Source organism: Streptomyces sp. NPDC052036, from assembly GCF_040680495.1.
In the GTDB taxonomy this organism is placed as follows: domain Bacteria; phylum Actinomycetota; class Actinomycetes; order Streptomycetales; family Streptomycetaceae; genus Streptomyces.
Window position 1 is genome coordinate 1 of the sequence record NZ_JBFAWW010000079.1, and the last position, 11,370, is coordinate 11,370.

Here is an 11,370-nt window from a genome sequence, read left to right on the forward strand (position 1 = left end):
AAGGCGATTCCGCCGAGTTGGTCCGCGATGGCGCAGGTTTTGATCGAGCGGGACTCCCTCCTGCCGTGTCCGGTGCCGGAGGCGGCGTGCTGGACGGCGATGTCCCGCCATGGCAGGGACGCGAGTTGTCGGTGGGCGGTCGGCTGGTTGGTCTTGATCACGGCGATGTAGTGGGCCTTCTTGGTCTCGACCAGCCAGGAGATGTTCGCCTTGACCGAGTGGAGGGCGTCGAAGGTGACGACGGTGCCGGCCAGGTCCAGCGGTGCCAGGAGCGGCTGGAAGTGCGTGGTTTCGTTCGTCTTCGCACTGACCTCTACCTGGGCGAGGGTCACGACGGTGCCGTGGGTAACCGCGGAGAGCAGATGCCGGCGCGTCGCGGCCAGTGAGCTGCCCCGAGTTTCGTGGAGTCCGCGATCGTGTGATCACGGTCTGCGGGGCTTCCTCCACTTGCGCCCAGTACTCCCGTTCGTACTCGTCGGGCGGTACGTAACCGAGGGCGGAGTGGAGCCGTTCACCGTTGTACCACGCGACCCACTGGAAGACGGCCCGCTCGACCTCGTCGAAGTCCCGCCATGGACCCTGATGCTCGATCAACTCAGCCTTGAATGTGCCGTTCAGGGCCTCGGCCATCGCATTGTCATAGCTGTGCGCGACGGAGCCGACCGACGCAGAGGCACCGACCTCCGCCAATCGCTCCGTGTAGCGAATGGACACGTATTGCGACCCGCGGTCGCTGTGGTGAATGAGATCGGCGTCCTTCTTGATCCTCTGCCGCCACAGGGCCATCTCCAGGGCGTCCAGCGGCAGGTCCGTGCGCATGTGATTCGCAACCTGCCAGCCCACGATCCGGCGCGAGTAAGCGTCCAGGACGAAAGCGACGTAGACCCAGCCTGACCAGGTGCGGACGTAGGTCAGGTCGGCCAGCCACAGCTGGTTTGGCCGCTGGGCGGTGAACCGTCGGTTGACCAGGTCGGGCGGACGCGGGGCGGCCGGCTCGGGGACCGTGGTGCGGCGGCGCTGCCCGCGGATGACGCCCTCGATTCCGAGCTCGCGCATCAGTCGCTCGACCGTGCACCGCGCGACCGAGTGGCCGGCGCGGACCAGGGCGCGGGTGACGCGGCGGGCGCCGTAGGTGCGGCCGGAATCCTCCCACACGGCTGTGACCAGCGGGATCAGCTCCTCGTCGCGCACGCGGCGGGCGGACCTCGGCCGCTGCTTGCGTGCGAAGTACGTCGACGGGGACAGCTGCAGCACCCGGCAGACGGGATCGACCCCGAAGCCGTCGCGCAAGTGGTCGATCACCTGCTCGGCCTCGTCCGGGGACGGTCGATCTCCTGGGCAAAAAACACACTGGCCGCCTTGAGGATTTCGTTGGCGCGCCTCAACTCGGCATTCTCTTTGCGGAGTTGTTTCAGCTCCTCCAGTTCGGAGCTGGTCAGGCGGTCGTCACGCTCGCCGGCGTCGGCCTCGGCCTGGCGGACCCAGGACCGCAGGGCCTCCTTGTGGATGCCGAGGTCGCGGGCTACGTGCGCGATCGGGCGGCCGCTCGAGCGGACCTCGCGGACGGCACGCTCACGGAGCTCATCGGGGTACTTACGGGGTGCTGGCACTGCTGGTGGTTCTCCTTACGCCTGGATCGTAACCCAGGCTTCAGGGACTCCACGAAAGCAGGAGCAGCTCAGTTCCGCACGATGACCGATTTAGGAAGTACCCGGGAGAGTACCGCTGCCTCGGACGGGTGTCGGCGCAGTTCGACGCGGTGACGATCCGCCGGACCTATGACGCTGTTCTGTGGGGGTGGGTCACCGCTCCGGCGCCCGGGGAGCGGGAGCGGCTCGGTGCTCTGCTGCGCGGGTATGTGCAGCTCCTCATGCCCGTGGTTGCCGAGTGCGTGCGTCGTGTGCGGGGCGAGATCAGCGCGTCGCGGTGCACGTCATCGCTGGCGCCCGCCGCACGCTCCAGGGCGTGGCCAGCGCTGCGATGCGCGCGGATGACGTGTGGGATCTCGCGACGCATTGCCGGGCGCTCCTCAGTCTCTACACCCTCCACCACGACTCCGCGCCGCCGGACGAGCAGACAGTCGAGGGGATGAACCGGTGAAGGAAGCCATGACGGCCGCTCGTCGGGTACCGTCTCGGCGAGGACCGGCGGCTTCTGGAGGGTCAATTGCCCCTCGGGCATCTCCGGCCCGCGTCTGCGGGGCGCCCCAGGCCGAGGGATCGGTCACAGCACCGGCGGGCGAGACGGCCGATGCGGCAGACTGCCGGCATGAGGGACGACGAACGGTGGTTCCGGAGATACCAGACAGCCCCACCGGCGGCGAAGCGGTTGGTCTGCTTTCCACACGCCGGCGGTTCGGCCAACTACTTTTTGCCGGTCGCCCGTGCGCTCGACGGTGAGGTCGATGTACTCGCCGTCCAGTATCCCGGGCGGTCCTATCGCCGTGGCGAACCCTGCGCCGACACGATTGGATCGCTTGCCGACGCAGTGGTCGAGGAGGCTGCGGGCTGGCTGGACCGGCCGGTCACGCTCTTCGGGCACAGTATGGGAGCTCTGGTCGCGTTCGAGGTGGCATGGCGGCTGGAGGTGGACGGACGTGTTCCGTTGTCGCTTCTGCTGTCCGGACGTCGTGCCCCGTCCACGCGCGTGGAGCGAGCCGTGCGGCTGGACACCCGCGAGGATGTCATCGCCTAGCTGACGCGGCTGGGCGGCACCGACCCGGCGCTGCTCGGGGACGACGTATCCGCTCTGCGCACGCTCCGGCCCGTGCTCCGCGCTGACTACGAAGCCGTCGCAGGCTACGAGGCCGCGGCGGACACCCGGACGGGCACGGGAGCCGCGCGGTTGACGGCACCGATCCTCGTCTATGCCGGTGACGACGATCCGGAGGTCACCGAGAAGGAGGCCGCCGCGTGGCAGCGGCACACCACAGGGGAGTTCGAGGTACGTATCTACCGGGGCGGTCACTTCTATCCGGTCGCGGAGGAACGAGGAGCGCTGGAGGTGATCCGCACCGCCGTGGCGCGGTGCCCGGTCGGCAGGTGAAGCGGCGCGGACCTCTCACCGTGGCGTGACCTCGACAGCGAGCCGGGTGTACCTGCGGATCACCGCGCGAGCCTGTCGACGGGGGGGACCGGCTTCCGCGATCGCGTCGACCCGTAGCGCCAGTTGCCGGAACGCGGCCTCGGCGGTGATCAGGGCCAGTACGGCACCGGCGCACCGATGTGCGCCCAGGCCGAACGACAGGATGTCGCGTGGCTCCGTCTCCGGTGCGAGGAACCGGTCCGCCGCGAACACGTCCGGATGGGCGAACCTGTCGGGGTCCCGGCCGAGCGCGCCGAAACACACCAGCACCACGCTGTCACGGGCAACCGGTATCCCACCCAACTTGGTGTCCTGTGCGGCGACTCTGACGCCGTATTGGATCGGAGGGTCGTACCGCAGTGTTTCCTGAACGAACGACCGCAGCAACGCATCGTCCTCGCGCAAACACGGCAGCAGACCGTTGTCCACCGCGAGCTGACGGACGCCGCTACCGAGCAGCGAACCGGTGGTGACCGTGCCCGCGCCGAGCAAGAAGACCAGGTTGCCAACAAGGTCCCGGTAATCGGCCTCGTCATGTCCCATGAGTGTCTGGACCAGCGGAGTCCTGTCCGGTGCTTCCATGAGCACTGTGTCCATGACGTAGTCGACGAGTCGTTCCGCCGCCTCGTCGGCGTCCGTGAGCGGTTTGTCCGGCGGGTGCAGTTCGTTGCGTTCCAGGAATCCGTCGATCCAGGCGGCCACTTGTCCGCTGTCGTGCGGCGGCAGGCCGAGCAGTTCGCCCATCACGGCGTGGGGGATGGTGGTGAACGACCGGGTGGCGTCCACCACGCCGTCCTCCCTATCTTCCCTACCTTCCCCGCCGAACGGCGCCGTGCCGACCTCGGCATGCCGAGTGATCATCGGACGCATCCGCTGGACCTGGCCAGGGGCGAAGAAGCGCGCGATAAGCCGCCGGGCGGGCTGGTTGTGGGGGGCGTTGCGGAAGAGCAGGCTGCGGTAGAGCAGGTCTGTCGAGGGGAACGTGTGCCAGGTGGGCCAGAGTCTGTTGGCGTAGTGAGGGTCGGGGACGGGGAAGAGCTTCGGGTTCACCAGGACGTCCGCGCACTCCTGGTAGCCGGTGACGAGCAGCCGGCCGGGGGTGATCGGCAGCACTGGCCAGCGTTCGATCAGGTCGCGGTAGTGAGGGTAGGGATCGACGCGTCCTTCAAGGGACAGCAGTCGAAGCAGTATGTCGTGTGGGCTGGTCATGGCGTGGTGTCCCGTCCGCTCAGCACGAGACCGGACAACGTTACGAGGGGGCTGCCGTCACCGGTGAGGGCGATGGCGTCGGCGACGCCTGCCCCGTGGGTCACGTGCAGGTGGACGCCGCTCGCCGCCTGTCGGCCCAGCGCGAGGTCGTTGTGGCGGGTGTGCAGCCGCACCTCCGCGATCGAGTGGGGTGTCGCGTAACGGTTCGGGGTGTCCGTGGCGCAGGCGGTCTGCAGCAGGGCGTCGATCAGCAGCCACGGTGTCCGGCAGGAGGAGAAGGCGTCGTCTTGCAGTACCGGCGGCTTCCAGCGCGCAGAAGTATTGGTCTTGGTGAGGTGGAGATCGCGGACTTGGTCGAACAGGCCGGACATCGACATGGTCGCGGGCGCGCGCCGGACGACGAGCTGACGGGGCCGGGCCGGGGCGGCGGTCTCACCGGCGGTGTCGCCGACCGGGACCCGTACCTCGACGTGGGGGACATGGCGGCTCCGTCCTGCGTGGCCCGTGTGTGACCGGACGGTGACGCGTACGACGCCGTGCCCGGGGCCTGACGGCAGGAACGTCGCGGCGAGCGTGTACGCGGTCAGCTGCGGGTCGATGGCGACGGGGGCGTCGAAGCGGATGTCCCGGAACCTGTCCGCGACGGCGTCGCTGACGAGGTGGTCGGTGACGTGGGCGGCGAGTTCCAGTACGAGCGCGCCCGGTACGAGCGCCCGCGACTGCCGGATATGGCCGCGCAGGTACCCGTGCCGGGAGAAGTCGAGTCGCCAGACGGTGCCGTCATGGTCGGTGTGGGACGGGATACCCAGATAGGGGCGCCGGTCGCCGTCGTCCACGAGGTCGGGGAACCGGGTCTTCGCCAGGCGCCATTCCGCGTCGCCCAGCAGCACGGGTGACGCGTGGCGTCCGCGGTGGCCCGCTGACGTCAGCAGGGTGAACAATCGCTGTCCCTGGGTGTCACTGAGCAGGTCGAGCTGACCGGTCCGCGCGGTGTAATCGGTGAAGCCGCTTCGAGGGCCCAGCCCGGACTCGCCCCACAGGCTCCACCCGATCGCGCACTCGGGAGGCGTGGCGCGGTCCTGCTCGTACCGGGCGGCCGCGTTGAGCATGTCGTTGGCCGGGCCGTAGTCGATCTCACCGGCCAGGCCGAACGCTCCCGCGATGGAACTGAAGTGGCACCACGCCTGCGGGGCAGGATCACGGAACGCGGCCTTGAGGTTGTGGTAGCCCGCGGTCTTGGTGTCGCGCACCCGGCGGAACGTCGCGAGGTCCTTGGCCTTCAGACGTCGGGCGCCGCTGATTCCCGCGCCGTTCAGCAGCAGGTCGATGCGCGGCGTGGTCGCGGCGATCGTCGCCGCCGCGCGCCGTACCGCGTCCGGGTCCGTCACGTCGCAGCTGAGGTAGTGCACCTGTTCCGCGCCGATCCGCTTACGCAGGGCGGCGATGGTCGCGAGCGCCTCCCGGGACTTGCGGCAGCGATCGTATGCCGCCCGCACAGCCGCGATGTGGGCACCGGGGGCCTCGTCACGTTTCTTGCGCACGTAGTCGGCACTGCTCAGGTCACCTATCTCCGCGGCCTGAGCGGCCATCGTGCCGGAATCGGTGCTGCCGAGCAGCCACAGGCGCGACGGCGGCGGGGACATCCCCTCCAGGCACCGCGCGGTGATACCCCGCGCGCCACCCACCGCGACCACGACCGGTCTGGTGACAGCCGGACTCTTCACTCCCCTCGACGGTTCGTCGAGGGGAGTGAACCGTTCCTCCCACCGGACCGCCGGAGCCGATCGCGTCCGGTAGTAGGCGACGGGCAGCCCGCTGACGCACCCGGACTCCACGCGGAGCCGTGCGAGCGCGTCGGGAAGACCGGCGTCGTCGGTCACCAGGGCGTGCGCGGGTGTTCCCGGCAGTTCCCACGCGACGGACTTCACCAGGCCGGTCAGCAGTGCGCCGTGGGGGTGCGGTGTCCCGCCCTCGAAGCGGTCGAGCACGAGGACCGCGACCGACGCGCCTTCCTGATCTTCAAGACCATCTTGACCTTCACCGTCCGGCCGGGCGAGCCTTTTCAGCGCGACGAACGCCGTCTCCTGCAGGGCGAGGAGACCAGGCCGGGGCGCGGCGGGCCATGCGGCGCGGTGTGTGGACGTGATGACACGCAAGTGGCCGGCGGCCGGTCCCGCCGCGGTGACGAGGTAGGCGACCGCCTCCTCGTCCCAGGTCGCCGCCGCGTCGGGGACGAGGACGATCCGCGCGTCGCGTGGCGCGAGGGCACGTATCTGTTCCGCGATCTCGGCGTCGTCCGTGAGCACCAGCGTCCCGGGCGGCAGCGGATCGCGTTCCGGGTATCGGCTCACGGCGGGGCGCGGCACCAGACGGAGTTCGTACGGCCGGGTCGTTTCCATCGCCATGGCCGGGGCCGTCACGACAGCGGGGGAAGGACGTGGACGGTCGGCCCGGATTCCGCTGAGAACCGTTGGGGCGGCGCGCCTGCCGCGACGCACCGCACGATGTCGAGCACGCCGTCCGCGGCCAGGTAGCGAGGACTGGTGCGGCGCGCTGCCGGTGCCGCTGCCGGGCCCAGGTCGGTCCGTACGCGCGCGAGCACCTGCCAGCCGCGGGTGGCGGCGGTCTCGGGACGTGCGAGCGCGAGCGCGAACGCGCCTTCGGCCAGGTCCTCGTTCTGGATGCCGAGCGAGTGCGCGGTGCCCTCCGGAACCCCCGCGTTCCATGCCATCACCAGCGCGAGGTCGATGTCTCCGCGGCGCAGGTAACTGCCCGCGGTGTGCACGGCGGTCAGTCCGGATGTCTCTCCGGTGTCGACCATCATCGTCAGCCCGCGCAGGTTCCTCCGGTTGCTGACCCAGCCGAGCGCGGTGGACGACATGCGTCCGACGAGACTGTAGGGGCCGATGGGACCGACGCGCTCGCCGAGTTCTCGCAGGTAGGCCAGTGCGGCTTCCCTCTCCTCGCCGTCCAGCGCTTCCGCGAGCCCGTCACCCAGGCAACTCACCGTGGTGTCCACGGCTGATCTGCTGACGCCGTACTGGGCGCCGAAGACACCGGTGCGTTCCTCGACGCCCGCCCAGAACGGTGTGCCGTCCCCGGCCAGTCTGCCCGCCAGCTCGGCCGTGATCAGCTGGCTCATGTCCAGCTGGGCCGCCATCTTCGGTGGGATCAGTGTGTGCGTCATCGAAGGGAGCGGGTAGGGGGAGACGAAACGGGTCACGTTGGCGGGGGCATCGCCCCGGGACAGCCGGTCGGCGACCGACGCGTCCTCCGGCCTTCCCGGCAACAGGGCGCTCCAGCGTACGAGCACCAGTTCGTCACCGAGCGGGGGCCGGCCGGACCGTACGGCTCGGTCCTGCGAGCGGGGCGAACTGAGCAGCTGGTACCCATTGATGCCGCCGAGTCCGCAGGCAAAGACCCCGACGAACGGCGCTTCCCCGTCCGTCAGCGGTACGGGTTGCGCCGGGACTTGTACGGACAGTGAGCGGGCGTACTCCGGCAAGGAGGTGTGGTTGGGCTGCCGTGGCACCGTCGCCCGGTCCAGGCCGAGCGCGGCCTGGACGAGCGAGACGGCCCCGCAGGCCATGCCGGTGTGGCCGAGCATCGCCTTGTTCCCTGTCACCCATGGCGTGCCGTCGGGATGCGCGGCGGCGATGGAGCGCAGCTCGGTGGCGTCCCCGGCCAGGGTCGCCGTCCCGTGCCCGATCACCCATGAGACCTCGGCGCTGGTGACGTCGTTGACTTCCCTCGCCCGTGTCATCGCACGGGTCTGGCCTTCCTGGCTGGGCGCGAAGATCGCCTTGCCTTTGCCGTCGGACGCGGCCCCGAAGCCGGCGAGTACGGCGAGCACCGTGTCCCCGTCCCGCAGCGCGTCGCTCATCCGCTTGAGTACCACGATGGCGACGCCCTCGGAGAACACGGTGCCGTCCGCCGCCGCGTCGAAGGCGCGCAGCTGTCCGGAACGCGACAGCGTGCCCATCTCGGCAAAATACACCTGCCTCAGCGGCCCGTGCGAACTCACGCCGCCGCAGAAGGCGACGTCCACCGCTCCGTCCAGAAGGTGCTTGGCACCGAGGTCCACCGAGTACAACGCGGACGGGCAGATGTTGTTGGAGACGATGACCCGGGTGTCCGGGGGAAGTATGCCGTCAACGGCCCGCGCGGCCTGGCGGTGGGGAAGGTAGTCGGCGTGCGGTCGCCCGGCGCTGGGGTCGTTTCGCCCCAGTGCCCGGCGGATCGCGTCGTGCCTCTCCGCGCGGCCGTCGGCAGGCAGCCGTGACGCGGTCTGCGCGGCGAGCGCGTCCGCAGCGAGTGCCAGGTCCATCTCATAGCTCGTGTCGGTGGACGCGGAGAGGAATACTCCAGTGCGGTCCTCGCGGCCTTCCGGGGCCGGCATGGCCGCGAGGCACTGGCGCAGGGCACGGCGCAGCCAGGAAACCTGCAAGTCACCGGCGTGGTCCGTCGTAGCGTCCCGGACCTCGCTGAACCTGAGGTCGTACGGCTGCCCCGTCTCGCTGTGTGTGAGCTTTGACAGTGCCTCAAGCCCGTTGAAGCGGGCTGCGTGACCGAAGGGGAGCGGGCCTTCCTGCGCTCGCTCCCACAGTTCTCCGACATTCTCACATCCTGGGGTGACGACACCCGCGGCGACGATGCAGACCTGGTCCGTGAGCATCAGCTCACGCCTTCCCTTGCTGCGCGCCCGCGTCCCTCAACACCTCGGCCACCGAGCGGACGGTGATGGTTGCGGGCGATTCGACCTGTTCGGCCAACACTGACCACCGCTCCTTCGCCTTGGCCAGCACGAGCTGATGCTGGAGGGAGTCCAGCCCGAACTCGGCCTCCAGATCGGCATCCGGTGTCACCATCTCTTCGGGTATCTCAAGTGCGGAGGCGTACGTCTCACGCAGGTAGGTGATCAGGAGGGGGAGATCGTCTGTTGTGGTCATGAGTCGTTCCCTAGCTAGCTGTTGGAGGTGTGCGGGCCATCTGATCAATGTGGGCCGTGGTCAAACGTTTTCTGAACGGCGCCCATGCCGACACCCGCTTGCCGAGCGTCTCGATGACAAGCCGGGTCAAGGTGTCTTTCAGTCCGCATTCCACGAACTCGTCCACTCCGGCCGCGTGCAGCCCGGTGACGGCGTGGTGGAAGTCCAGCGGCCGCACCATCTGGAGTGCGACCAGCAGGACGAGGTCATCCTCGGCGCTGAGTAAACGCCCGAGTACGGGTGACCACACTACTGTCTTCAGGGGCGCCGCCCGGATCCCCCGCACAGACTTGAGATATCGCTCGAAGGCCGGACCGAGTGCGGGGTGATGCTGGGCATAGGGGCCCGCGCGCAGCATGGTCACCGTTGTGTCCCGGGCACGGGCGAGACTCACCAGATGCCCCACTTGGTCGGCGGGCCCGGAAAGGACCACCTGCGTCGGGCTGTTCACCGCGGCGACCACGACGTCTTGGACCTGCTCAGCGAGTGCCGCCGCCCCGCGGGGAGGCAGCATGAACGCCGCGGTGGCGCCATCGGTACGGGCATACGCTTGGAGCGCGCTGGCCCGCTCACGCAGCAGGACGGCGCCGTCCTCAACGGTGATGCCCTCCGCCGCGACCAGGGCGGTAATCTCACCGAGACTGTGCCCGAGGAAGAAGTCAGGGCGAAGCCTGAACTCCTCCACGAGAACGCGGTGACAGCTCAGCTCTGCATGATAAGTCCGCATCTCACTCAACGGGCTCCCTGCCGGGGCATCGATCTCGCTCAGGACCGACGGCCATCCGTGACTGGAGGTGACGGCATCGACGCGGCTCGCGATCTCGGCCGCGATCTGCTGCCCTGGGGAGTAGTAGGCGAACGGATCGTTGAACAATGACCCAACACCGGGAAAGGAGAAGGCGGTCGTCACGAGCACTCCGGCTGTCCTTGATCACTCAACGCAACCACAGGATGGGCCTCCCTAGCAATGAGAAGATTCAACAAATAGGACGGCAGTGTCCGGTTTGTGACGCACTCTGAACCGCGCCGGGTTTGGTGGAGGTCTCAGCTTGTCCCTCCCCTCGTAGCGTGGAGTCCGTGAATGCAGGGGAAGTTGAGGTCCATGGGGTCCAAGGCGCGGTCTCCCGCGGCGGTACAGGTCAGTGCTACGTCCGGCGGCGAGTGCTGCATGTGCCTGATCTGCCGCCAGCGCGTCGCCGCCGAAGTCATGCTGCCGTGTCAGCCGGCGCGGGAGTGTTTGAACGTCTGGTGCGCTTGCTTGAGAGCCGTCCGCCATGAGATGACGTCTGGGCGACGGCGCAGCAGTGCTCTGCGTTCCCGCTCGGTCATGCCGCCCCACACCCCGAACTCGATGCGGTTGTCGAGGGCTTCGGCCAGGCAGTCGGCACGCACTGCACATCCACCACACACCGTCTTGGCCCGGTTCTGCTGGGCACTTTGAGCAAACAGCTCGTCCGGGTCGCTATCCCGGCACGCAGCGCTTTCGATCCATTGGGTGCTGGCCACAACAGCCTTCTCCCTTCACGCTCAGCAAGAACACTGTGCAGCGCTGGTTCCCTGGCGCTTCACCGGGTCCCAGGCTCGGCGGGCCCAGAGTCCCGGGGCGGTGTGCCGGGTATCGCCGTCACGCGAAACACGGCACACCGTGCTGCGTGCATGTGCCGGTCGCCGCCGACGGCGGCTGAGGGGAGACGCCGGTGAATCGTTGCCCGCCGTCTCTCTCATTTCTCGTCGCCCGGACACGCCGAAAGCAGTCACCAGTAGGCTCCCTCTCGCCTGTCGGGTGCCCTGTGAAGTCAACGCCGACGGCCGACTATGGGCCCGATGTTAGCTACCGGCGAGTTTCAGCCAAAGGCCTCTGTCGGGGGACCTCCGAAAAGGGGACTAGCGCTGGGTTCCTCAAACGGTGTATACGTATCGGCGCTGTAGCGACCGGGGGCTGCTTCGTGATGAACCGCCCCGGGTTCGGTAGAGATCTCAGATTGTGGTTGTGGCCTGGGGTTTCGTGAGTTCCGTGGAGTAGTTGGCTTCGTACTCGACGGGCGGGATATGGCCTGTCTCACCGTGGAGTCTTCGGTGGTTGTACCAG

At 68.6% G+C, this 11,370-nt stretch carries 7 protein-coding genes, 4 pseudogenes and 1 other annotated feature; of the genes and pseudogenes, 3 read left to right on the top strand and 8 right to left on the bottom strand.

Annotated elements, in window-relative coordinates:
- Together AB0L95_RS41065 and AB0L95_RS41070 are read right to left on the bottom strand one after the other, a co-directional pair.
- A pseudogene (locus AB0L95_RS41065) lies at nucleotides 1-332 on the bottom strand (ISAs1 family transposase); the annotation flags it as partial.
- Between the two features lie 103 nt (nucleotides 333-435).
- A pseudogene (locus tag AB0L95_RS41070) lies at nucleotides 436-1,610 on the bottom strand (IS3 family transposase); the annotation flags it as partial.
- Nucleotides 1,237-1,350: a sequence feature (AL1L pseudoknot), on the bottom strand. Its footprint overlaps the pseudogene before it by 114 nt.
- A 149-nt stretch (nucleotides 1,611-1,759) precedes the next feature.
- Here AB0L95_RS41070 and AB0L95_RS41075 point away from each other — a divergent pair.
- The 3 genes and pseudogenes from AB0L95_RS41075 to AB0L95_RS41085 form a co-directional block, all read left to right on the top strand.
- Nucleotides 1,760-1,951 (top strand): annotated as a pseudogene (locus AB0L95_RS41075) (DUF6415 family natural product biosynthesis protein); the annotation flags it as partial.
- Between the two features lie 14 nt (nucleotides 1,952-1,965).
- Complete coding sequence (locus AB0L95_RS41080; RefSeq protein WP_365171662.1) at nucleotides 1,966-2,100, top strand: hypothetical protein; 135 nt, start codon at nucleotides 1,966-1,968, stop codon at nucleotides 2,098-2,100.
- Between the two features lie 168 nt (nucleotides 2,101-2,268).
- A pseudogene (locus AB0L95_RS41085) lies at nucleotides 2,269-3,045 on the top strand (alpha/beta fold hydrolase).
- A gap of 15 nt (nucleotides 3,046-3,060) precedes the next feature.
- On the opposite strand, the gene AB0L95_RS41090 reads toward AB0L95_RS41085, so the two are convergent.
- The 6 genes from AB0L95_RS41090 to AB0L95_RS41115 all read right to left on the bottom strand — a co-directional run bounded on the left by AB0L95_RS41090 (nucleotide 3,061) and on the right by AB0L95_RS41115 (nucleotide 10,787).
- Nucleotides 3,061-4,293 (bottom strand): cytochrome P450, encoded by a 1,233-nt coding sequence (locus AB0L95_RS41090; RefSeq protein WP_365171650.1) that lies wholly within the window; start codon nucleotides 4,291-4,293, stop codon nucleotides 3,061-3,063.
- Nucleotides 4,290-6,698 carry an SDR family NAD(P)-dependent oxidoreductase gene (locus tag AB0L95_RS41095; protein ID WP_365171652.1) on the bottom strand — a complete coding sequence of 803 codons (2,409 nt, stop codon included), beginning with the start codon at nucleotides 6,696-6,698 and terminating at the stop codon, nucleotides 4,290-4,292. Before AB0L95_RS41095 ends, AB0L95_RS41090 begins: the two co-directional genes overlap by 4 nt.
- A gap of 11 nt (nucleotides 6,699-6,709) precedes the next feature.
- Nucleotides 6,710-8,968, bottom strand: coding sequence for a beta-ketoacyl synthase N-terminal-like domain-containing protein (locus AB0L95_RS41100; RefSeq protein WP_365171654.1), 2,259 nt, complete (start codon nucleotides 8,966-8,968; stop codon nucleotides 6,710-6,712).
- Nucleotides 8,969-8,972: 4 nt separating this feature from the next.
- On the bottom strand, nucleotides 8,973-9,242 hold the full coding sequence (locus AB0L95_RS41105; RefSeq protein WP_365171656.1) for a phosphopantetheine-binding protein: 270 nt from the start codon (nucleotides 9,240-9,242) through the stop codon (nucleotides 8,973-8,975).
- A gap of 10 nt (nucleotides 9,243-9,252) precedes the next feature.
- Entirely contained in the window at nucleotides 9,253-10,197 is a 945-nt protein-coding gene (locus AB0L95_RS41110; RefSeq protein ID WP_365171658.1) for an acyltransferase domain-containing protein, read from the bottom strand.
- Between the two features lie 302 nt (nucleotides 10,198-10,499).
- Nucleotides 10,500-10,787, bottom strand: a complete 288-nt coding sequence (locus AB0L95_RS41115) for a WhiB family transcriptional regulator (RefSeq protein ID WP_365171660.1) — start codon at nucleotides 10,785-10,787, stop codon at nucleotides 10,500-10,502.
- Between the last annotated feature and the right edge of the window lie 583 nt (nucleotides 10,788-11,370).

Coding starts and splice junctions, on each gene's coding strand:
- AB0L95_RS41105 (WP_365171656.1), bottom strand. CDS start 9,242: ATGACCACAACAGACGATCTCCCCCTCCTGATCACCTACCTGCGTGAG.
- AB0L95_RS41100 (WP_365171654.1), bottom strand. CDS start 8,968: ATGCTCACGGACCAGGTCTGCATCGTCGCCGCGGGTGTCGTCACCCCA.
- AB0L95_RS41090 (WP_365171650.1), bottom strand. CDS start 4,293: ATGACCAGCCCACACGACATACTGCTTCGACTGCTGTCCCTTGAAGGA.
- AB0L95_RS41095 (WP_365171652.1), bottom strand. CDS start 6,698: ATGGCGATGGAAACGACCCGGCCGTACGAACTCCGTCTGGTGCCGCGC.